Below are 22,171 nucleotides of genomic sequence, written 5' to 3'. Positions count from 1 at the left end.
ACTGTGGGGGTTGGATATGGATCGCCGGAAAATGCGAGCAGCAAGCTTAGCGGCGGGCGGTGTGATTCTTGCCGCCTTCGGATTGTCACTCGGTAGCGGAACAGCGTCTGCCGCGACGTTGGATTGTTCGGCGCGCGGGCAAGATCAGACGATCGTCGACGGGTCATCCGCATGCCGAGCGGTGGCAGATCCCTCCAGTTACGCGATTTCACACGTCGAGGGCGACGGCGTCGGCGTCGCGGATTCTCGAGACGGCGGCAGGTCGGCAGGCCTCGGCCTCTTCGGCGGCGTTGCTGCGGCGGAGTCGCGCGGTGGGTTACTTGCCGCGGTCGCGTACGGCCCGGGTTCGCTCGCACTCGGTCGCACCGACTCCTCACCCTTTGCCGTGGTGCTCAGCGGACCTGGCGGCAGAGCGGCAGTGGGTGACGCGGACGTCGGGGCGATCTGCTCAGGTGGTCCCACCCTTGTTTTCAATATCGCCACAGGTCAGGGATGTTTCAGCGACGGCACTTCGACGTGGGTCACCCCGTGAGGGCACCCCGGCCCTGAGCCTCTTGCGTGACAGTGGTCACAATGGTGTCAAGCTCCTGCCACCGATCGGGTGACCGGACAACTTGATCAGCGGGGATCGGAGGACGCGATGACTCCCAGTGCACGACGGGGTTCGCTCGCCCGGGTGGAGGTGCCTTCGCGCACCGAGCTGTACGTGGACCGGCGATTCCTTCCCTTGGCCGACCGCTTTTTCGCGATGTATCGCCAACCGCAACAAGGCGGCGGCGCGCTGGTCGTGTACCTGGGAGGCGAGAAAGTTCTCGACATCTGGGCCGGCAATGCCGATCGTGATCGGCGCTGGGACCACGACACGGTGTCGCTGTCGTTCTCGACCGGCAAAGGCGTCGCCAGCACCGTCGTTCACCGACTCGCCGAACGTGGGTTGATCGACTACGACGCCCCGGTTGCTCGGTACTGGCCTGAATTCGCGGCGGCCGGCAAGGACAAGATCACCGTCCGTGAACTGATGTCACATCGCGCGGGCCTTCACCGAGTTCGCGGCTTGATGCCGCATCCCCTCGACCTGATGGACTACGACGCGGTCGTTGCCGCCCTGGCTGCCGAGAAACCGGATCCGCGTCGGCTTCGAGGCCCCGGCTATCACGCTGTGACCTACGGCTGGTTGGTAGCCGAACTTGTGGCCAGGGTGTCCGGTCAGCCGTTCATCGACGTCGTACAAGCGGAGATAGCGAAGCCCCTCGGAGTCGACGAATTCTGGTACCGCGTACCCGAAACCGAGCGTCCACGGATCGCGAAGCTGTTCCCACATATCAACCCTGCCGGCTTGAACTGGGCCTTCGCGTCGACCGTGCTCTCACACGTCGGTCCGACTCGCGGACTCGCGGAGGCCGCGATGCCGGACGGTTTCGACGTCATGGTGCGCAACCCGGCTGTCCACGACGCCGTCATGCCGGGCTGGAACGGAGTGTTCAGCGCGCGTGCTCTCGCGAAGATGTACGGCGCCATCGCGAACGGCGGCGTGATCGACGGGAAGCGGTTCCTGAAGGAATCGACCATCGACCAGATGTCGACCATCCAGACTCGCGATCGGGATTACGTGCTGGCGGTGCGGCCCAACTGGACTCTCGGTTACCACCCGCCGATCATTGCCGCGCGGCGGCAGCCGCGGAATGCGATAGGCCACTACGGAGTCGGCGGTTCAGGCGCGTATGCGGACCTGTCCAGCGGACTCTCGCTCGGTTTCACCACCAACAGGTTGGGTAGTGCTGTGACAGCTCTCGGTGATCTTCGCCTTGCGAGGCTCGGTGCCGAGGCGCAGGAGTTGGTTCGTCGAATCTGACACGAAGGGAATGCCATGAGCAGCAACGTGTACCGGGTGACCGAGATCGTCGGCTCGTCCACCGAGAGCAGTGACGCGGCAATTCGCACCGCCATCGCCCGGGCGAACGAGACGGTGCGCAACCTCGAATGGTTCGAGGTGGTGGAAACTCGCGGTCACATCGAGAACGGCGCCGTGGCGCATTTCCAGGTCACGTTGAAGGTCGGCTTCCGGCTCGACGGCGACGAATCTTGAGTCGTCGTTCATGAGTGTTGATCTCAGGGCGGCCGTCGGGTTCATGGCGGGACATGCCAGAACTCTCGATCGGCATCGACTGAATTTGATTCTCGGACAGGGTGACCGGACCGCGGCATTGGCGGCTGTGGACAGTTATCGCAACCCGGACGGTGGGTACGGCTGGGGACTCGAACCGGATCTTCGCTCGGCATCGAGCCAACCTGGCGGCGCGCTGCACGCCTTCGAAGCCTTTGCCGACATCGGAACGCCGACGCCCAGAGCCGTCGAGCTGTGCGGTTGGTTGCAGACCAATTCGCTGGCAGGCGGCGGTTTGCCCTTTGCCTTTCCGATTGCCGACCCGGCCGGTTGTGCGCCCTTCTGGGTGAGCGCGGATCCGTTGGCGCCGTCGTTGCAGATCACCAGCATCGTGTGTGCTGCAGCGGCTCGCGTCGCCGAATTCGACGAGGCCGTCGCCGAACATCCGTGGTTCGCCTCTGCCGTTCGATATTGCCTCGACGCGATCGACAGGGCGGATTCTCTGCATGCCCTCGAGCTGGCCTTTGCCTTGCAGTTTCTCGACGCGGTTCACCGGAACAGTCCCGAAGCGTCGTCGTTGGTGAGCACTCTTGGTTCGCGTATCCCGGCTGACGGCTTGGTTCACGTGGACGGGGGAGCCGAGGGCGAATTCATGCGGCCCCTCGATTTCTCACCGCTTCCCGGCGGCCCGACCCGCGCGTTGTTCGACGCATCAGTGATCGAGTCCGAACTGTCTGCGCTCGCTGCGCGACAACATGGCGACGGCGGTTGGGCGGTGGATTTCGACAGCTATTCGCCCGTCGCGGCGTTGGAATGGCGAGGTCACGCCACCGTGCAGGCGGTGTGGCTGCTGAAGCGCAATGGGGTGATCTGAAAACGATTCTCGCGCCAAATTGGAACACGTTATAGTCTGGGAACCAGTTCGAGCTTCGTGTTTCAGGGATAGGGGAATGTCATGGCGTATGTGATCACGCAGCCGTGCTGCAACGACGCCTCGTGTGTTGACGTGTGTCCGGTCAATTGCATTCACCCGACACCGGACGAAGCCCCGTTCGCGACCACCGAAATGCTCTACATCGATCCCGACACCTGCATCGATTGTGGTGCGTGTGTGGACGAATGCCCGGTCGAGGCGATCTTCCCGGACAACGAACTCGACGAGGACGACGCGCCGTACCTGCAGATGAACGCGTCGTACTTCGAGAAGCATCCGATGGGCCCGGATTGGCCCGAGCCGATCACGATGGCCAAGATCGATCCCGAACTGGGAACGCTGAAAGTAGCGATCGTCGGCTCCGGCCCGGCCGCCTGCTACGCGGCGATGGAACTGACCGGCAAGCCTCGCGTCGAGGTCGACATGTTCGATCGACTTCCCACTCCATACGGTTTGGTGCGCGCCGGCGTGGCGCCGGATCATCCCGGAACCAAAGGCGTCACCGATCAGTTCCGCGCCGTGGTCGCGAAGAAGACTGTGCGCTGCCACTTCAACGTCGAGGTGGGCACCCACATCTCGCATTCGGAACTCTTGGACCATCACCACGCAGTGATCTACGCGGTGGGCGCTGCCGGGGATCGCAAGCTCGAGATCCCGGGCGAGGATCTGCCGGGAAGTCACGCCGCCACCGAGTTCGTCGCCTGGTACAACGGCCACCCGGGATATGCCGATCGGACTTTCGATCTGTCCGGCGAGCGAGCGGTGATCGTCGGAAACGGCAACGTCGCACTCGACGTCGCACGCATCCTGGTGACCGACCCTGACCAGCTTGCGAAGACGGACCTCGCCGAGCATGCATTGGAAGCGCTGCGGAACAGCAAGATTCGTGAGGTGGTCATTCTCGGGCGTCGTGGGCCGGCGCAGGCCGCGTACACCAATCCCGAACTGTTGGCGCTCGGACAGATGGCGAACGTGGACGTAGTCGTCGACCCGATCGAAGCCGAACTCGACGAGGCCAGTCAGGCGTTCGTGGACAGCGATGCCGCCGAGCCGTCCGTCCTGCTCAAGGTCAAGCAGGCGCAGGAATTTGCTTCGCGTACCGCAGATCCTTCTCGCAAGCGGATCGTTCTCCGGTTCCTCACCTCTCCCGTCGAGGTCCTCGGCGACGGTGCAGTCTCACAGGTGCGGATCGTGAAAAACGAATTGGTGGCAACGCCGACCGGTCAGCTCTCCGCCCGGCCTACCGAAACCGAGGAGACGATCGACACTTCACTGGTGCTTCGGTCGGTCGGATACCGCGGCACACCGATGGCCGACTTGCCCTTCGACGACGCTCGCGGCGTGATCCCCAACGAGAACGGCAGAGTAATCGACACCGAGACCGGCACGCCGATCCCGGGTGTCTACGTCGCGGGTTGGATCAAGCGCGGACCGACTGGCGTGATCGGCACCAACAAGTACTGCTCCGCCGAGACCGTGTCGATGATCTTCGACGACTTCGCTGGTGGGCGCCTCGCCACCCCGACCGAGGATGCCGACAAGTTGCAGGTTTTGTTGGCAGACCGGTCGCCGGATCAGGTGGACTATCAAGGTTGGCAGCGGATCGACAAGGCAGAACGCGCATCCGGTGCCGCAACCGGACGGCCGCGAACCAAACTCATCTCCATCGAATCCATGTTGGCGGCTGCCCGCAGCGAGGGATAGCAACGTTTGGGCGAACATCCGAATTGCTCGATTGCCGCATTTGTGTGTTAATGACTATGGAAATGCGCGGTTTGCTCTCTTCGGCGTGCTCGGGTGTGTAGGTGTGCTCCGAGCGGGTGTGTCCGAATGGTGCATCGGCATCGGTACCAGGCGGGTATCGATGCCGGCCGCGCAAACTCCACGTGAGTACGTGGTCATTCGAGCGAAGGTAGTGACATGGGCAGCAAACAGGGTCGTCGGACGTCACGGGTTGCCGTGGCAATCGTCGGAGCGGTGGCTGCCGGCCTGGCTCTCGCCGGACCTTCCGCGGCCGTTCCTCTCTTCCCCGGTGGACCGGACATTCCGTTGCCCGTCATTCCCGGCGTTCCGTACCTCGATCCGGCGATTCCGGTTCCGGGCATCCCGGGTACGCCGATCCAGGCGCCCATCGGCGCTCCCAACTTCTCCGCGCCGTCGCTCAATCCGTCCGCGGGCGAGACCGTCGGTATCGCGCAACCGATCATCATTCGATTCAACGAGGCCGTCGGCGACCGTGCTACGGCCGAACGCGCGATTCGCGTGACCACCGATCCGCCGGTCGAGGGCAGCTTCTACTGGATCAACGACAGCCAGGTCCGTTGGAAGCCGACACAGTTCTGGCCGGCGAACATCTCCGTGACCGTCGACGCCGGTGATTCGCACTCCACGTTCAACATCGGTGACGCACTCGTCACCGTCGCGGACGACAACACCAAGCAGGTCACCGTCACCCGCAACGGTGAGGTCGTGCGCACCATGCCGACGTCGTTCGGCAAGCCGGGTCACGAAACACCGAACGGCACGTACATCGTCGGCGAGCAGTTGCGCGACATGTACATGGATTCGTCCACGTACGGCGTCCCGATCGATTCTCCCGAGGGTTACCGCACCTACGTCGAGTACGCGACACGAATTTCCTACAGTGGCATCTTCGTCCATGCCGCTCCGTGGTCGGTTGCGCAACAAGGTTTCACCAACGTCAGCCACGGCTGCCTCAATGTCAGCACCGAGGACGCCAAGTGGTTCTTCGAGAACGCAGGCAAGGGTGACCCGGTGATCGTGCAGAACACCGCAGGTGGAGTCCTCAGCGGCGCCGACGGATTGGGCGACTGGAACCGCTAGACATCGACGAGGAAGGCCCTGCGCGAGAAGTATTCGCGCAGGGCCTTTTTCGTGTCGCGTTCAGCTCGAGTGTCTTGTACGTTCACCATTCATTCGTTGCGGGCGGTCAGACTGCCTCAGTGAGATCGAGTCCGGAAAGAACGCTGCCCACTTCAGGCAAGCCAGGTCTGTGGGGCAGACCATGGCGTGATTACGCGCTCTTCGCGCTCTTGGTCGGCCCCAATCTCGCGTTGCTGATCTTGTTCACCTATCGCCCGCTGGTGGACAACATCCGACTTTCGTTCTTCGACTGGAACATTGCGGACCCGAAGGCGACGTTCATCGGGCTGAGCAACTACCGCGAGTGGTTCGGACGAAGCGACACCTGGGAGATCGTCACCAACACAGTGATATTCACGTTGGTTACAGTGGTGGGTTCGATGGTCATCGGTTTGGCGTTGGCCATGCTGCTCGATCGCAAGCTCGTCGGGCGAAACCTGGTTCGGTCGGCCATCTTCGCGCCGTTCGTGATCTCCGGTGCAGCGATCGGTGTCGCGTTTCAGTTCGTCTTCGACCCCAACTTCGGCCTGATCCAGGATCTCCTGCACCGTGTCGGACTCCAATCGCCCGACTTCTATCAGGATCCCCACTGGGCGCTGTTCATGGTGACGGTGACATACATGTGGAAGAACCTCGGGTACACGTTTGTCATCTATCTCGCTGCACTGCAAGGAGTTCGGCAGGAGCTGAACGAAGCTGCCGAAATCGACGGCGCCAAGCCGTGGACCAAGTTCCGCCGGGTGCTCCTACCTCAGTTGCGCCCGACGACGTTCTTCCTCTCCATCACCGTCATGCTCAACTCGCTCCAGGTCTTCGACATCATCAACGTCATGACCCGTGGTGGCCCGCTGGGTACGGGGACGACGACGATGGTCTACCAGGTGTACAACGAGACGTTCCGAAACTTCCGGGCGGGCTACGGTGCGACGGTTGCCACCATCATGTTCCTGATCCTGCTGATCATCACCGTCTACCAGGTTCGTGCCATGGATCGGGGAGAAGAGAAATGACAGCGGTAGAGGAAAAGAAAAGCGCTGCTCCGACTTCCGTCGTTAGGCCGGGGCCGGACCGCAAGAACGTGGACCGGCGTGAGGTCGGTGTGAAGATCCTCGGCTATGCGGCAATGGTGATCGCGTTGGTCATCATCGTCCTGCCGCTCTACTGGATCGTGATGACCTCGTTCAAGGAGCGCCCGGAGATCTACACGCAGCCGGCAACGTGGTGGCCGTCGTCGCTGCATCCCGAAAACTATTCGGAAGCAACCACATCGGTCCCGTTCTGGATGTTCTTGCGGAACTCGATAGTGATCACGACGATTCTGTCGGCGGCGAAGTTCGTTCTCGGGACTCTCAGCGCCTATGGGCTTGTTTTCCTGCGCTTTCCGGGGAAGAACTTCGTCTTTCTCGGAATCATCGCCGCATTGATGGTTCCGAACCAGATCACCGTGATCTCGAATTACGCGCTCGTGGCAGAGTGGGGCTGGCGTAACACGTTCCAGGGCATCATAGTTCCGCTCGCGGGTGTAGCCTTCGGTACGTTCCTCATGCGCAACCACTTCCTCTCGATCCCTTCGGAGATCGTCGAGGCGGCGCGGATGGACGGAGCCGGCCACTGGCGGTTGCTCTGGCGCGTGGTGCTCCCCGTTTCCGGACCCACGATGGTGGCGTTCGGCATCATCACGGTGGTCAACGAATGGAACGAGTACCTGTGGCCGTTCCTCATGTCCGACGATTCCTCGGTAGCGCCGCTGCCGATCGGATTGACCCAACTGCAGAACAACGACGGACTTACCAACTGGGGTCCGGTCATGGCAGGAACGGTGCTGACGATGCTACCGATCCTGGTGATTTTCCTTCTGCTGCAACGACACATGATCAAGGGCCTCACCTCCGGTGCGGTCAAGGGCTGACAGCTTTCCCGTCACATTTCTTTCTCGAGGAGCAGTAATGGCAAACATGAACAGGCGCGGATTCTTGAGCCTCGGCGGTGCAATCGCCGCCGGCGCCGCACTGACCGCGTGCGCGGGATCCGGCGGGTCGAGCGCTGATGCTGCGGGAACATCCGGTGCGTCGGGTGATTCCAACACCATCACCTTCTGGTCGAACCATCCGGGTAAGTCCACCGACGTGGAGAAGGAACTGATCAACCGCTTCCAGACCAAGTACCCGGACCTGAAGGTCAACTTGGTGGACGGCGGCAAGAACTACGAAGAGGTGGCACAGAAGTTCAACGCTGCCCTCTCCGGTGGAGATGTGCCCGATGTGGTTGTGCTGTCGGATGTCTGGTGGTTCAACTATGCACTGGCCGGGGCAATCGAGCCGCTCGACGGACTCTTCTCCGAGGTGGGGGTCGACTCGGCCGACTACGTCGATTCACTGCTCGCCGACTACCTGTTCCAGGGCAAGCACTATGCGCTTCCCTACGCGCGGTCGACGCCGTTGTTCTACTACAACAAGGCGGTCTGGTCGCAGGCAGGTCTTCCCGACCGTGGGCCGGCGACATGGCAGGAGTTCGACGAGTGGGGACCCGAGCTGCAGAAGGTCGTGGGCAACGGCAAGTTGGCACACGGGTGGGGCAACGCGAAGGATTACCTCGGCTGGACCTACGAAGGCCCAATCTGGACGTTCGGCGGCTCGTACTCCGACCAGTGGAATCTGCAGCTCGACAACGAGAAGACCATTGCCGCAGGGCAGTTCCTCTCCAGCATGATTCACGACAAGAAGTACGCCGCGGTCTCCACTGACATCGCAAACGAATTCGGTACCGGCATTCTGGCGTCGACCATCGCGTCGACGGGCGATCTGTCCGGCATCAAGAAGACTGCCAACTTCGACTTCGGCACCGCTTTCCTCCCGGCAGTGGACGGAACTCCCGGTTGCCCCACCGGCGGTGCCGGGCTTGCCATCCCGTCCAAGATCTCCGATCAGCGTAAGAAGAACGCGCTCAAGTTCATCGACTTCATCACCAATGGTGAGAACACGGCGTACTTCTCGCAGAACGTCGGCTACATGCCGGTCCGCAAGTCGGCAACCTCGGAGCCGAGCATGAAGGCGTTCCTCGACGCGAACCCCAACTCCCGTACCGCTGTGGATCAGCTCTCGCGTACGCGCTCGCAGGACTACGCACGCGTGTTCGTCCCGGGTGGGGATCAGATCATCGGCACCGGACTCGAGCAGATCGCTCTCCAGAAGGCCGACGTCGCATCGACATTCGCCGGCGTTGCCACGCAGTTGCAGCAGATCATCGACCGGCAGATCACCCCCAAGCTGCCGAAGTAGTAGGAGAGAACACTCATGGCCAACGTGCAATTCGCGGGAGTCACGCACCGCTACGAAGGAACTGATCGACCGGCAGTCGACCGTCTCGACCTCGACATCGCCGACGGTGAGTTCCTGGTACTCGTAGGACCTTCCGGTTGCGGTAAGTCCACCAGCCTCCGAATGCTCGCCGGTCTCGAGTCCGCGTCGGACGGTCGGATCGAGATCGGCGGCACGGACGTCACGCACCTCGCTCCGCGAGCACGTGACGTCGCCATGGTGTTTCAGAGTTACGCGCTGTACCCGAACATGACCGTCGAGCAGAACATGGGCTTCGCGCTCCAGAATGCCGGAGTGGGAAAGACGGAGCGCCGGGAGCGGGTACTCGAGGCCGCGCGGATGCTCGAACTCGAACCCTTGCTCGGACGGAAACCGGCAAAGCTGTCGGGCGGGCAACGTCAGCGAGTTGCCATGGGTAGAGCCATCGTTCGCCATCCCAAGGTGTTCTGCATGGACGAACCACTCAGTAATCTGGACGCCAAACTGCGCGTCAGCACACGGTCGCAGATCGCCGCCCTACAGCGTCGACTCGGCACCACGACGGTCTACGTCACCCACGATCAGGTCGAGGCGATGACGATGGGGGACCGAGTGGCGGTGATGCTGGACGGTCGCTTGCAGCAGGTGGCGAAGCCGCGCGAACTCTACGACAACCCCGTCAACACCTTTGTGGCCGCCTTCATCGGATCGCCCGGCATGAACCTGATCGAAGCGCCGGTCGAGGGAACCGTCGCAGTGCTCGGTGATCTGCGGATTCCGCTGCCCACCGGGGCGTCCGAGCGGGAGCGGGTCGTCGTGGGAGTGCGCCCGGAATCGTGGGATCTGGTGGGAGCGTGGCGAAAGGGCTCGCTGGCCGTGGATGCCGATCTGCTCGAAGAGTTGGGAGCCGAATCGTTCGTCTATGCAAAGGGTGCCCCGGATTCGCAGTGGCAGAGCCGATCCGGTCGAATCGTCATTCGCGTCGACCGGAAGATGTCGGTGGCACCGGGGGAGTCGCTTCATCTGCTGCCCAAGGCCGGCGAGGTGTACTTCTTTTCCGCGGAGACCGGAGTACGTCTGTAGCGATACTGTGTGCGGCATGACCGTCGCACGTTCGCTGTTGCTGTTCGTACTCGCCGCGCTGCTCGAAATCGGGGGCGCGTGGTTGGTGTGGCAGGGAATTCGCGAGCACAAGGGATGGATCTGGGTGGGGCTCGGCGTCATCTCGCTCGGCCTCTACGGTCTGGTCGCCACCATGCAACCCGATGCGAACTTCGGGCGCATCCTCGCCGCGTACGGCGGGATCTTCGTCGCAGGTTCACTGCTGTGGGCGGTGGTGATGGACGGATTCCGCCCGGATCGTTTCGACATCGCCGGTGCGCTGATCTGTCTGGTCGGCGTCGGGGTGATCATGTACGCCCGGTAGGCCTTCGGCCCCGTGCGCGCTCAGGGAGTCCAGGGGTCCCTAAGCGCACACAGGGGCTTGCCCCTGCTACCAGATCTTCACACGCTTCTCCGGCTCCAAATACAGTGCGTCACCGGGCTTGACGTCGAACTCCTCGTGGAACGTGTCGAGGTTTCGGACGACGCCGTTGCACCGGAACTCCGGCGGCGAGTGCGGGTCGACGGCCAGACGGCGAAGCGCTTCGGCCTCACGGGCCTTCGTGCGCCATACCTGCGCCCACCCGAAGAACACGCGCTGCAAGCCGGTGAGTCCGTCGATGACCGGAGGTTCGGTACCTTCGGTCGCGATCTTGTACGCCGCGATCGCGATCGACAGCCCGCCGAGGTCGCCGATGTTCTCGCCGATCGTGAACTCGCCGTTGACGTGGTGGCCCGGCAGTTCCTTGGGCTCGAACTCGTTGTACTGCTCGATGAGAGCCTTTGTGCGCTTGCCGAATTCGCTGCGGTCCTCGTCGGTCCACCAGTCGACCATGTTGCCGTCGCCGTCGTACTTGGCGCCCTGATCGTCGAATCCGTGACCGATCTCGTGGCCGATGACGGCGCCGATGCCGCCGTAGTTGGCAGCGTCGTCGGCTGCCGCGTCGAAGAACGGCGGCTGGAGAATGGCTGCGGGGAAGACGATTTCGTTCATGCCCGGGTTGTAGTAGGCGTTGACGGTCTGCGGCGTCATGAACCACTCGTCACGGTCGACGGGGCCGCCCAGCTTGGCCAGGTCACGGTCGTACTCGGCGGCGTATCCGCGACGGTAGTTGCCCACCAGGTCGGTTGCCGAGATCTCGAGTCCGGCGTAGTCGCGCCACTTGTCGGGGTAACCGATCTTCGGGGTGAACTTCTCGAGCTTGGCCAATGCAGCCTCACGAGTCTGCGGGCTCATCCACTCGAGGTCGGAGATGTTGCGGCGGTACGCCTCCTGCAGGTTTGCGACCAGTTCCAGCATGCGGGTCTTCGCCTCTGCGGGGAAGTGTCGATCGACGTAGAGCTTGCCGACGGCCTCGCCGAGCAGATCCTGGACCAGGCTTACCCCGCGCTTCCAGCGCTCACGGTTCTCTTCGGTCCCGGACAGTGTGGTGCCGTAGAAAGCGAAAGTCTCGTCGACCAGGGCCGAATGCAGATAAGGGGAGCGGGCATGAAGCACCTTCCACGCCGCCCATGCCTTCCAGTCGTCCAGTGACTCCGACGCCCAGAGTGCGGTGAAGGTGTGCAGGAAATCGGGCTGGCGGACCACGATCTCGGCGAACTTCTCCGAATCGGCGCCGAGACCCGACAGCCACGCAGCCCAGTCCAAACCGGGGTTCTGCTCGGTCAGTTCCTCGAAGCCCACCAGGTTGTAACTCAAATCTGCGTCACGACGCTTGACGACGTCCCAGTGCCCGGCCGCGATCTTCTTCTCGAGTTCGAACACACGCTGGGCGTCGTACCCGACGCCGGCCAGGGTGAACATCTTGTCGATGTGCGCGACGTACTTCTCGCGGATCTCCGCGTAGTTGTCCTCGCGGTAGTACGACTCGTCGGGGAGGCTGATTCCCGACTGGCTGAAGTGGATCAGGTACCGCTCGGAGTTCTTGGCATCGGTGTCGACGTAATGCGAGATGGCACCGCCGACGCCGACGCGCTGGTGGCGTCCGATCACGGTGGCCAGCGACGACCGGTCCGGCGCATCGGCGACGGCGTCGAGCTCGTCGTCGATGGGGCCGAGGCCTGCGGCCTCCACGGCGTCGGCGTCCATGAAGCTCGAGTACAGGTCGCCGATGCGCTGTGCATCGGTACCGGCGGCCGAGTTGGACTCCGCGGCTTCGGTGATGATGGTCTGTACGTCTTCTTCGGCCTTGTCGTAGAGCGTCCGGAAGGCCCCGTCGACTGCGCGGTCTGCCGGAATCTCGTATTCGGCGAGCCATTTTCCGTTGACGTGGACGAACAGATCGTCCTGCGCCCGTGTGTCGCCGTCGAGGTGGGTGAGGTCGATGCCTGAGCGATGAGCCGTGGTCATTTCTCCATCCTTACACGATCATGACGAACTGCTCGGTGTGTGCGCGATCGCTCCACGCCGAGTTCATCTCTTGTGCTGGGCAACGTCGGTATGGCATGGCACGATCGAATACGTGACCAGCAGACCTGCCGCAGATCCGCACCTGCAGGACCTCGCGCGACTACGACGTGTGCGAGACCGTATCGACCGGGAGTACGCGCGGCCTCTGGACGTGGAGGCGCTCGCGCGGGGAGTGAACATGTCTGCGGGGCATCTCAGTCGCCAATTCCGTCAGGCATACGGAGAACCGCCGTACGCCTACCTGATGACCAGGCGAATCGAGCGAGCGATGGCGTTACTGCGGCGCGGAGACCTCAGTGTCACGGACGTCTGCTTCGAGGTCGGTTGCAGCTCTCTCGGCACTTTCAGCAGCAAGTTCACCGAATTGGTGGGGGTTCCGCCCAGTGTCTATCGGCGCGAGGCCGAGCAGTCGACGGCAGGAATGCCGTCCTGCGTGTCCAAACAAGTCACCAGACCGATCAGGAATCGAGAAGCGCAGACCGCGCAGCCGCAATTAACGTGATCGCCATGGACATCACCATTCACTCGAGTTTCCTTCCGCAGGACGACCCTGAAGCCGCCCTGAACTTCTATCGCGACACGCTCGGCTTCGAGGTTCGCAACGACGTCGGCTACGACGGGATGCGTTGGATCACGGTGGGGCCGCCCGGCCAGCCCGGCACCTCCATCGTGCTGCATCCGCCGGCCGTCGATCCCGGAATCACCGACGAGGAGCGCCGCACCATCATCGAGATGATGGCCAAGGGCACCTACGGCGGACTTCTCCTGGCCACCAAAGATCTGGACGACACGTTCGAGCGGCTTCAGGCCGGCGACATCGACGTCGTCCAGGAACCGACCGAGCAGCCGTACGGCGTTCGCGATTGCGCCGTCCGGGACCCAGCGGGAAACCTGATCCGTATTCAAGAACTGCGCTGAGCCCGTCAACTGCGCTGAGACCGTCGGCGATCGACTGACAGATGGAGACACGATGACTGCCTTGCACACCGCAGACAGCCACGATTTGATCCGCGTGCAAGGCGCGCGGGTGAACAACCTCGAAGACATCAGTGTCGAGATCCCGAAGCGGAGGCTGACGGTATTCACCGGCGTCTCCGGTTCGGGGAAGAGTTCGCTGGTGTTCAGTACGATCGCCGCGGAATCGCAGCGGATGATCAACGAGACCTACAGCGCTTTCGTTCAAGGATTCATGCCGACGCTCGCGCGGCCGGACGTCGATGTTCTCGACGGCCTGACCACCGCGATCATCGTCGATCAGCAGCGGATGGGAGTCGACCCGCGCTCGACCGTCGGAACCGCCACCGACGCCAACGCGATGCTCCGCATCCTGTTCAGCCGTCTCGGAAAGCCTCACATCGGTTCGCCCCAGGCGTTTTCGTTCAACGTGGCCTCGATCTCCGGAGCAGGCGCGGTCACGATGGAACGCGGCGGACGTCAGACGAAAGAGCGTCGCAGCTTCAAGATCACCGGCGGCATGTGTCCGCGGTGTGAGGGACGAGGGGCGGTCAACGATTTCGATCTGACCGCGTTGTACGACGACACCAAGTCGCTCAACGAGAGTGCGATCACGGTGCCCGGTTACAGCATGGAGGGTTGGTACGGCCGGATCTATCGCGGCTGCGGCTTCTTCGATCCCGACAAGCCGATCAAGAAGTACACCAAGAAGGAACTGAACGATCTGCTCTACAAAGAGCCGACCAAGATCAAGGTCGAAGGCATCAACCTGACGTACACGGGTCTGATTCCGCAGATTCAGAAGTCGTTCCTGGCCAAGGACGTCGACGCGATGCAGCCCCACATCCGGGCTTTCGTCGAGCGGGCGATCACGTTCACCACCTGCCCCGAATGCGACGGGACGCGACTGAGCGAGGGGGCGCGGTCGTCGAAGATCAAGGGCGTCAACATCGCCGACGCCTGCTCGATGCAGATCAGCGATCTCGCGGAATGGGTCAGCGGACTGAAGGAACCGTCGGTCGCGCCGTTGCTCACGACGCTCGGTGAAACGCTCGACTCGTTCGTGGAGATCGGACTCGGCTACCTCAGTCTCGATCGGCCGTCGGGAACCCTCTCCGGCGGTGAAGCTCAGCGCACCAAGATGATTCGTCACCTGGGTTCTTCGCTCACCGACATCACGTATGTTTTCGACGAGCCCACCACCGGCCTGCATCCGCACGACATCGCGAGGATGAACGACCTACTGCTGCGCCTGCGGGACAAGGGCAACACCGTGCTCGTGGTCGAGCACAAGCCGGAGACGATCGTGATCGCCGATCACATCGTCGACCTCGGTCCGGGTGCGGGTAGCGCCGGCGGAAACGTCTGCTTCGAGGGCACCGTCGACGGTTTGCGTGCCAGCGACACCGTAACCGGCCGTCACTTCGACGACCGGGCCGCAATCAAAGAGACCGTGCGGGAGTCCACCGGAGCAATCGAGATTCGTGGAGCGAACTCACACAACCTGCAGGACGTCGACGTCGACGTACCGCTCGGCGTCCTGGTCGTGGTCACCGGTGTCGCCGGGTCGGGCAAGAGTTCGCTGATCCACGGCTCGCTCGCGAAACGCGAAGACGTGGTGTCGGTCGATCAGAGCGCGATCCGCGGCTCGCGTCGGAGCAACCCGGCGACGTACACGGGGCTGCTCGACCCGATTCGCAAGGCATTCGCCAAGGCCAACGGCGTGAAGCCGGCGCTCTTCAGTGCCAACTCCGAGGGCGCCTGCCCGACGTGCAACGGCAACGGCGTCATCTACAGCGACCTGGCGATGATGGCCGGCGTTGCCACTCTCTGCGAGGAGTGCGAGGGCAAGCGCTTCCAAGCCGAGGTACTCGAATACAAATTCGGTGGCAAGGACATCAACGAGGTTCTCACGATGTCGGTGGCCGAGGCCGAGGAGTTCTTCGGCGACGGTGAGGCCAAGACCCTCGCTGCGCACAAGATCCTCGTCCGACTGGTCGACGTGGGGCTCGGATACCTCACGATCGGCCAGCCGTTGACGACGCTGTCGGGCGGTGAGCGTCAGCGCATCAAGCTGGCAACCCACCTGGGTGAGAAGGGCGGCGTGTACGTCCTCGACGAGCCGACCACCGGACTGCACCTGGCCGACGTCGAGCAGTTGCTCGGCCTGCTCGATCGACTGGTCGATTCCGGCAAGTCAGTCATCGTGATCGAGCACCACCAAGCGGTGATGGCACACGCAGACTGGATCATCGACCTCGGCCCTGGTGCGGGTCACGACGGCGGTCGGATCGTCTTCGAGGGCACTCCCGAGGAGCTCGTCGCCGACGGCTCCACCCTCACCGGAAAGCACCTCGCGGCATACGTCGGCAGCTGACCGGGCTCCTACCTCAGGCGTCGATACCCAGGTTGATGACGGCGAGGTAGGACCCGTCCGACTGCTTTTCGACGGTCATGAGGCCGGTGTCGTCGTAGATGCCGTCACTGGCGTTGTTCGTGTTGTTCTCACGACCGGTGTGCTCGCTGTACGGGGACTGCGAGTACACCTCGTCGAGAAGGGTCTCGTCGAAGAAGGTCTGCGACGTGAGGACCGTCTTCTTGTCGATGTGAACCTTGACGTGGATGTGGGTGGTGCGGCCCATGTACCAGCCGGGGAAGATCGTGGTGAACTGTGCGATGCCGTTTGCATCGGTGGTCTGCGCCCCGCGCAGATAGGTACCGTCGTCGGTGGTGGTGGCTTCGGTGTCGCCGACGCTGTACGAACCGTCGGAGGTCTCACCGGACCCTCCCATGCCGCCGCCCATTCCGCCGGGGGCGCCTGACGGTGGTTCGCCCATTCCGCCTCCGGGTGCACCTGACGGAGGTTCACCCATCCCGCCGGCCGGGGGAGTTCCGCCACCGCCGCCGCCGTTGGCGCTCAGCGAACCGGATTCGAAGCCGGAGTACACGCCGCCGGCGTCGCAGTGCCAGATCTCGACGACGGCGTTACTGACCGCGCCGATGCTGCCGTCGACGTTGCACTGGCTGTTGTCCTGCACGCGCATCGCAACCTGCAGCGTGGTGCCCGGACGGTCCTCGCGGATGTCGCCGCGAATGGAGTCGACGTCGAACCAGTAGGGACCCTGCGTCTCTTCCTTGCTCATGACACACTGCGGTGCTTTGGCCAGAAGTGCGGTGACAGCGTCGCCGGACGTGGCCGCGGCGGAAGTGCCGGAAGTGTTTGTCGTCGACGCAGCCGCAGCCGAAGTCGTCGTGGCGGTGCCACTGTTGCCGGAGCACGCTGCGATGAGCCCGCCGAGACTGATGGTTCCGCCGAGGGCGAGAGCCCGCCGACGGCTCACGCGCAGCCTGCTCGCTTCGATGTCTTTGTTCACGCCGCTGTACCTCCATTGTGTGGGCTGTTGTCTCAATGGTGGACGGGCGACCTGGTGCGGAACTGGTTATCCGCTGTGAACTTGCTGGGAGAGCATCTGGATGCTCGAGGTGGCCCGTACGTAGACCTGTCCGCCGGCGTCGACGATGCGCGTTTCGATCAGCGCGAGCCTGCGCCCGGCACGAATCACGGAGGCCTCGGCGCGCAAGACCGGCCCGCCGATGTCGGGTGAGCGCAGGAAGTCGATCTTGTGGTCGAGGACGCGATAGTCCTGGTCGACGCTGGTCAGGGTCTGGGCAGACAGGCCAGTGATGGCGTCGACTGCCGAGATGAGGACACCGCCCTGAACGGCGCCCAACGGGTTGGCCATCCAGGCCACGGGTGCGAACTCACCGACGACGGAACCCGGGGTCACGTCGACGACAGCAAGATCGAGGAGACCGGCGAGTGGACCGCGTTCGAGTTTGCCGTCGCGGATTCCTTCGACGACGTCGGACCCGGACAACCCGCTCAGGTCGCTTGTCTTCTCCGGCGTCGGGACGGGCAGCGGCTCGCCCTCCACGTAGTCGTCGATTCCCACGACGGGGGGACGCGAGACCACCATGGCGCGACCGGCCATCACTGCCAGAAGGGTGCCGTTCTCGTCGCGAAGTTGCCCGGATGCGAGTCCGACGCCGTCGTCGAGATGCACGAGTGTTCCGGTGGCACCGACGTCCGCGACGTCGGGGATGTCGGCGCCCGCACTGACCGTGACCTGCGCGAGCACGGACTGATGGCCCGAGGTCAGTCCCGAGTACACCGCGCCACCCATGGCACCGTCGATCATGACTCCGATGGAACCGAGCACGGTCTTGCCACGGTGATCGTGGAATCGCTCGCCGACGGCCTGCGCGAAGGCCAGGTCCCCGGGCTCGACCGAAACGGCGCGCACACCCATCAATGTGTTGAGTGGGTCAAGCTTCTTGACGGGCGCGGCGGAGTTGTCGATGCTCATCCGTCGAGTATCTCCAGCGCGCCGAGTCCTGCCGAGACCGGGTCTCAACCACCGATACGTGAATGCATCTCCCAGACGAGGACTTCGGCCCCGGCGTCGGAGGTCAGCTGCTGGCCACCCGAATCGCTCAACCGGACAGCATCGCCCTCGTACAGTGTGCCGACGCCCTCCATCTCGGCAGTGCCCTGCGCGACGAAGACGTGCAGGAACCGTGCGCCCGGAAGATTCACGGAGGTGCCCGGCAGAATGCGTGCGACATGCATGGCGGCGTTCTTGTTGTTGATGCGAATCGCCGAATGATCCTTGTAGCGCTCCATCCCGGAGGCAACCGGGATCAGACCGCCGCGCAGCAGTTCGTCGTCGATCTCGAGCTGTTCGTAACCGGGGGTCAGTCCACCTTCGTCCGGTACCACCCACATCTGAATGAAATGCACGGGGTCGGAATGCTGTTCGCCGCCGATACGCCACGAATCGTTCTTCTCACTGTGCATGATTCCGGTACCGGCGCTCATGCGCTGGGCGAGTCCCGGATAGATGACGCCGGTGTGGCCGATGGAATCCTGGTGCACGAGTGAACCGCGAAGCGCCCAGGTCACGATTTCCATGTCCTTGTGCGGATGGGTGTCGAAACCGGTTCCCGCCAGTACGGTGTCGTCGTTGTTGACGAGCAGCAATCCGTGATGAGTGTTGTCCGGATCGTAGTGCTGTCCGAACGAGAACGAATGTTTCGAATCCAGCCAGGAGACGCGGGATTTCAAGCGATCGCCGGAGCGGTGCACATCGATGTGCGGTGTCGTCCGTGGGGCCTGTGCTCGACCAGATGCCATGGCTCCTCCTTCTGTACCACCGGGATCCACCACAATCGGGATCCACCACAATCGGGATCCGCCACTACCGGCATCCACCCTACGACGAACCTGCTGTGTAGTCCGAACATTGGGCGTACTCGGTGGTGTCGTCAGTTCGTCGACGCGTGCATCTCCCACACGAGTATCTCCGCATCGCCGATTCCCTCGACTCGTTGACCGCCAGTATCCTTGAGTCGCAACGAATCTCCCGGACCGAGCAATCCGACTCCCTCGATGTCGACAGTGCCACCGGCGATGAAGCCGTGCACGTACGGCGCATCCGGGAGAGATACCGACCCACCGGTCTCGAGGCGAGCAACATGCAGTGCCGCATGTTTGTTGTGCAAGCTGATCGCGCTGTGGTCGCGATGCGCGGGCATCCCCGACGCCAGGGTGATCAGGCCACCGCCGTCGAGTTCGGAGTTGATGTCGAGTTCCTGATAGCTCGGAGTCACTCCGGATTCGTCCGGGGGTATCCACATCTGGACGAGGTGAACGGGCTCGGTGACACGCGAGCCGTCGGCCCGGAAGCGATCGTTGCGCTCGGAGTGCAGGATTCCGGTACCGGCGCTCATTCTCTGCGCGAGTCCGCGATGGATGACCCCGGAGTGCCCAGCGGAATCCTGGTGAACCAGAGATCCGCTGAGCACCCACGTCACGATCTCGGTGTCGCGGTGCTGATGAGTGTCGAAACCGTAGTCGGCTTCGATGATGTCGTCGTTGTTCACCAACAGAAGTCCATGCGCGTACGCGGCGTGATCGAAGTTTCCGGCGAAGGGGAAACTGTGACGCGCCGTGAGCCAGCCGTAGTTGAGATGCGCGCGTTCGTCAGCTCGCTGGACGACTACCGACGACATGTCAGCTCAGCGTCTCGTGTGCCGCCGGGATGGATCCCAGGCGTCCGGCCTGGAAGTCCTCGAAGGCCTGCATGACCTCGGACTTGGTGTTCATGACGAACGGCCCGGCCATCGCGATGGGCTCACGAATCGGTTTGCCGCCGAGGATGAATACCTCGAGAGATTCGGTCCGTGAATCCTGGCGATCGGAGGCGGCGACGGTGATGGAGTCACCGCGTCCGAAGACAGCTGTCTGTCCGACACGAATGGGCCGACGCTCTGCCCCGACCGTGCCTTCGCCGGCGAGCACGTAGACGATCGCGTTGAACTCGGGGTTCCACGGAAGCGTCAGGCTCGCACCCGGGGCCACAGTCGTGTGGGAGAGCGCGATCGGTGTGTACGTCGAACCAGGTCCGGCGTGGCCGGCGATGTCTCCGGCGATGACGCGTACCAAGGCTCCGCCGTCCGGCGAGGAAAGCAGGGCCACCTTGTTACCGGTGATGTCCTGGTACCGCGGAGATGCCATCTTGTTGTCGCGAGGCAGGTTGACCCACAGTTGGACGCCGTGGAAAAGGCCGCCGCTGAGGACGAGGTGCTCCGGCGGAGTTTCGATGTGGAGGATGCCGCCACCCGCGGTCATCCACTGGGTGTCGCCGCCGCCGATAATGCCACCGCCACCATTGGAGTCCTGGTGCTCCATGATGCCGTCGATCATGTAGGTCACGGTTTCGAAGCCGCGGTGCGGGTGCCACGGTGTGCCCTTGGGTTCTCCGGGTGCGTAGTTGACTTCGCCCATCTGGTCCATGTGGATGAAGGGATCGAGGGCGGAGAGGTCGATGCCGGCGAAGGCGCGGTGAACGGGAAAGCCTTCACCTTCGTATCCGACCGGTGCGGTGGTGATGCTCTTGACAGGGCGGTCGACTGCTGACTCTGCCGGCTCGTCGAGACGGGGCAGGGCCAAGATGTTCTCGACTGTCACAGCAGGCATGTCGTACTCCTTGTATCCGTGAAGCTGATGTCAGGTAGTTGATTGTTCAACTATCTCATTCGGAGTCAACAAAGTCGAGCCCCGGGTATTCCCGGGGCTCGACTGGTGTTCGGATCAGCGCAACATGCTGCCGAGGGTTTTTGCCGCTGCCATGACCTCGGCGCCCAGCGCTGCTTGGTCCTCGGAGTCGAAGACGGAAATTCCGAGGCTGGAGATGGCGTCGCGGCGTCGGCCGGGGATCACCGCCGAGATTCCCAGGACCGACGGGATGACCTCGCCGACGGTCACTGCGTAGCCGCGTGCGCGTGCCGCCGTCACTTCCTCTCGTTCCCCGCTCGTCGGCGGGAGTGAGGCAAGGATGGAGAGCCCGGCGGAGCCGCGGTCGATCGGATCGACCTGCCCTGGATGAAACGCGACGTGAACCTTGGCGCTGCGCGGTTCGACCACCATCAGCGCGCGCACTTCGGTATCGCTCTCGCGGACCACCAGGTGCGCTGTCGCCTCGGTGGCCTCGGCAAGTTCTTGAAGTATCGGGCGAGCGAGAGTGCGCAAATCCTGTTCCACCGGTTCGGCGAGGGTGACCAGGCCGGCGCCGAGAGTGACGCGCTTGAAGGAGTCCTTGCGGCACAGGTGATGAGCCTCGAGCGTGCGGATCAACCGATGTGCGACGGTTCGGTGGACTCCCACTCCGTCGGCGATGTCGGTGACCGACAAGCCGTGCGGATAGGACGTCAGGAGTTCCAGGATCTCGAGTCCGTGGTGCAGCGTTTTCGACATGCTGGAGTCCACTTGAACTGCACTTTTGCGCGGTCGGTGTTCCTCGCTCAGCTCTGACATCAAATCCCTTTCTTGACGTTTGTGAGGTATGCCACCTACGCTTTGAATATATCGCACAGTGTGTGCGATTATCGCACACTTTACGGAGCTGCACAACCTTCGGGTGGATGCAGCACAGCGTGTTCGGAGAGAACCTTCATGAGCAACTACAGCGTCGTGGCAACGGAGGATGTTGCCGCAATTCACCAGCTGTACGGCCACCAGAGTCATTGCATAGACTCTGGGCGCCAGCAGGATTGGGCGCAGACATTCACCGATGGCGGTGAGTTTCATTCCCCCAGTTATCCGGAACCTGTGGTCGGTTTCGACGACCTTGCGGCTTTTGCTGCTCGCTTCTTCGCTGCGGCGGAAGCTGCCGACGAGGTGCATCGCCACGTTCTGACCAATCTCGTCGTCGAGGCGGTGGACGAGAGTGCTCTCACAGTGCACGGGTACCTGCAGATCGTTGCCACCGCTCGCGGCGGAGACTCGCGACTGGTGCGGTTGACAACTGTCACAGATCACGTGGTTCGGGTCGGTGAGGGGTGGAAGATCGCCCGCCGCACCGTCTCCCGCGACGACGCGCCCCGAGCGTCCGAACAAGCTTGAAGTACCGAAATGTTTCTTGCACAAC

22 protein-coding genes are annotated in these 22,171 nt (G+C 63.0%); 15 read left to right on the top strand and 7 right to left on the bottom strand.

The window, feature by feature from the left end:
• The first annotated feature begins 16 nt into the window (after positions 1-16).
• From RhoBH5_RS24160 to RhoBH5_RS24110, 11 genes are all read left to right on the top strand, one after another.
• The gene (locus RhoBH5_RS24160; RefSeq protein ID WP_039973227.1) at positions 17-532 is read left to right on the top strand and encodes a DUF6764 family protein; all 516 of its coding nucleotides are present in this window, start codon (positions 17-19) and stop codon (positions 530-532) included.
• A gap of 108 nt (positions 533-640) precedes the next feature.
• Positions 641-1,852: a serine hydrolase domain-containing protein gene (locus tag RhoBH5_RS24155; protein ID WP_003940004.1), complete on the top strand. Its 1,212-nt coding sequence runs from the start codon at positions 641-643 to the stop codon at positions 1,850-1,852.
• 15 nt (positions 1,853-1,867) lie between these two features.
• Positions 1,868-2,086, top strand: coding sequence for a dodecin (locus RhoBH5_RS24150; protein ID WP_003939815.1), 219 nt, complete (start codon positions 1,868-1,870; stop codon positions 2,084-2,086).
• Positions 2,087-2,096: 10 nt separating this feature from the next.
• Entirely contained in the window at positions 2,097-2,978 is an 882-nt protein-coding gene (locus RhoBH5_RS24145) for a hypothetical protein (protein ID WP_270008878.1), read from the top strand.
• A gap of 81 nt (positions 2,979-3,059) precedes the next feature.
• A complete protein-coding gene (locus RhoBH5_RS24140) occupies positions 3,060-4,742 on the top strand; it encodes an FAD-dependent oxidoreductase (protein WP_007731395.1) in 1,683 nt (560 codons plus the stop codon).
• A gap of 216 nt (positions 4,743-4,958) precedes the next feature.
• Positions 4,959-5,882: a L,D-transpeptidase gene (locus tag RhoBH5_RS24135; RefSeq protein ID WP_064113418.1), complete on the top strand. Its 924-nt coding sequence runs from the start codon at positions 4,959-4,961 to the stop codon at positions 5,880-5,882.
• Positions 5,883-5,956: 74 nt separating this feature from the next.
• Complete coding sequence (locus RhoBH5_RS24130) at positions 5,957-6,931, top strand: carbohydrate ABC transporter permease (protein ID WP_193594955.1); 975 nt, start codon at positions 5,957-5,959, stop codon at positions 6,929-6,931.
• Complete coding sequence (locus tag RhoBH5_RS24125; RefSeq protein ID WP_003939837.1) at positions 6,928-7,830, top strand: carbohydrate ABC transporter permease; 903 nt, start codon at positions 6,928-6,930, stop codon at positions 7,828-7,830. The genes RhoBH5_RS24130 and RhoBH5_RS24125 overlap by 4 nt, the downstream gene beginning before the upstream one ends.
• Before the next feature lie 37 nt (positions 7,831-7,867).
• A complete protein-coding gene (locus RhoBH5_RS24120) occupies positions 7,868-9,199 on the top strand; it encodes an ABC transporter substrate-binding protein (protein ID WP_003940485.1) in 1,332 nt (443 codons plus the stop codon).
• Between the two features lie 15 nt (positions 9,200-9,214).
• Positions 9,215-10,300 (top strand): ABC transporter ATP-binding protein, encoded by a 1,086-nt coding sequence (locus RhoBH5_RS24115; protein ID WP_007731405.1) that lies wholly within the window; start codon positions 9,215-9,217, stop codon positions 10,298-10,300.
• A gap of 16 nt (positions 10,301-10,316) precedes the next feature.
• Entirely contained in the window at positions 10,317-10,643 is a 327-nt protein-coding gene (locus RhoBH5_RS24110; protein WP_003940244.1) for a YnfA family protein, read from the top strand.
• Positions 10,644-10,709: 66 nt separating this feature from the next.
• Here RhoBH5_RS24110 and RhoBH5_RS24105 read toward each other — a convergent pair whose 3' ends face one another.
• Positions 10,710-12,668 (bottom strand): M13 family metallopeptidase, encoded by a 1,959-nt coding sequence (locus tag RhoBH5_RS24105; RefSeq protein ID WP_058037706.1) that lies wholly within the window; start codon positions 12,666-12,668, stop codon positions 10,710-10,712.
• 112 nt (positions 12,669-12,780) lie between these two features.
• Between RhoBH5_RS24105 and RhoBH5_RS24100 the strand changes: the two genes are divergently transcribed.
• The 3 genes from RhoBH5_RS24100 to RhoBH5_RS24090 are packed head-to-tail and all read left to right on the top strand — an operon-like array spanning position 12,781 to position 16,059.
• Complete coding sequence (locus tag RhoBH5_RS24100; RefSeq protein ID WP_030535180.1) at positions 12,781-13,230, top strand: helix-turn-helix transcriptional regulator; 450 nt, start codon at positions 12,781-12,783, stop codon at positions 13,228-13,230.
• Positions 13,231-13,235: 5 nt separating this feature from the next.
• Positions 13,236-13,646: a VOC family protein gene (locus RhoBH5_RS24095; RefSeq protein WP_003940539.1), complete on the top strand. Its 411-nt coding sequence runs from the start codon at positions 13,236-13,238 to the stop codon at positions 13,644-13,646.
• A 52-nt stretch (positions 13,647-13,698) separates the two neighbouring features.
• Positions 13,699-16,059 (top strand): ATP-binding cassette domain-containing protein, encoded by a 2,361-nt coding sequence (locus RhoBH5_RS24090; protein WP_007731409.1) that lies wholly within the window; start codon positions 13,699-13,701, stop codon positions 16,057-16,059.
• A 13-nt stretch (positions 16,060-16,072) separates the two neighbouring features.
• On the opposite strand, the gene RhoBH5_RS24085 is transcribed toward RhoBH5_RS24090, so the two are convergent.
• The 6 genes from RhoBH5_RS24085 to RhoBH5_RS24060 all read right to left on the bottom strand — a co-directional run bounded on the left by RhoBH5_RS24085 (position 16,073) and on the right by RhoBH5_RS24060 (position 21,558).
• On the bottom strand, positions 16,073-17,056 hold the full coding sequence (locus tag RhoBH5_RS24085) for a protocatechuate dioxygenase (RefSeq protein WP_228401303.1): 984 nt from the start codon (positions 17,054-17,056) through the stop codon (positions 16,073-16,075).
• Between the two features lie 66 nt (positions 17,057-17,122).
• Entirely contained in the window at positions 17,123-18,049 is a 927-nt protein-coding gene (locus RhoBH5_RS24080; RefSeq protein ID WP_003940082.1) for a PaaI family thioesterase, read from the bottom strand.
• A 44-nt stretch (positions 18,050-18,093) separates the two neighbouring features.
• Entirely contained in the window at positions 18,094-18,876 is a 783-nt protein-coding gene (locus RhoBH5_RS24075; protein WP_270008877.1) for a pirin family protein, read from the bottom strand.
• A 131-nt stretch (positions 18,877-19,007) separates the two neighbouring features.
• Positions 19,008-19,754, bottom strand: coding sequence for a pirin family protein (locus RhoBH5_RS24070; protein WP_270008876.1), 747 nt, complete (start codon positions 19,752-19,754; stop codon positions 19,008-19,010).
• 1 nt (position 19,755) lies between these two features.
• Positions 19,756-20,721, bottom strand: coding sequence for a pirin family protein (locus tag RhoBH5_RS24065; RefSeq protein ID WP_007731415.1), 966 nt, complete (start codon positions 20,719-20,721; stop codon positions 19,756-19,758).
• 114 nt (positions 20,722-20,835) lie between these two features.
• Complete coding sequence (locus tag RhoBH5_RS24060) at positions 20,836-21,558, bottom strand: IclR family transcriptional regulator (protein WP_003939719.1); 723 nt, start codon at positions 21,556-21,558, stop codon at positions 20,836-20,838.
• 138 nt (positions 21,559-21,696) lie between these two features.
• Between RhoBH5_RS24060 and RhoBH5_RS24055 the strand changes: the two genes are divergently transcribed.
• On the top strand, positions 21,697-22,146 hold the full coding sequence (locus tag RhoBH5_RS24055) for a nuclear transport factor 2 family protein (RefSeq protein ID WP_228401302.1): 450 nt from the start codon (positions 21,697-21,699) through the stop codon (positions 22,144-22,146).
• The last annotated feature ends 25 nt before the right edge of the window (positions 22,147-22,171 follow it).

The sequence above is a fragment of the Rhodococcus sp. BH5 genome, from assembly GCF_027583855.1.
Taxonomy (GTDB): Bacteria; Actinomycetota; Actinomycetes; order Mycobacteriales; family Mycobacteriaceae; genus Rhodococcus_F; species Rhodococcus_F qingshengii.
Note: the sequence above shows the minus strand (reverse complement) of the source record. Positions and strands in the feature narration are given on the sequence as shown.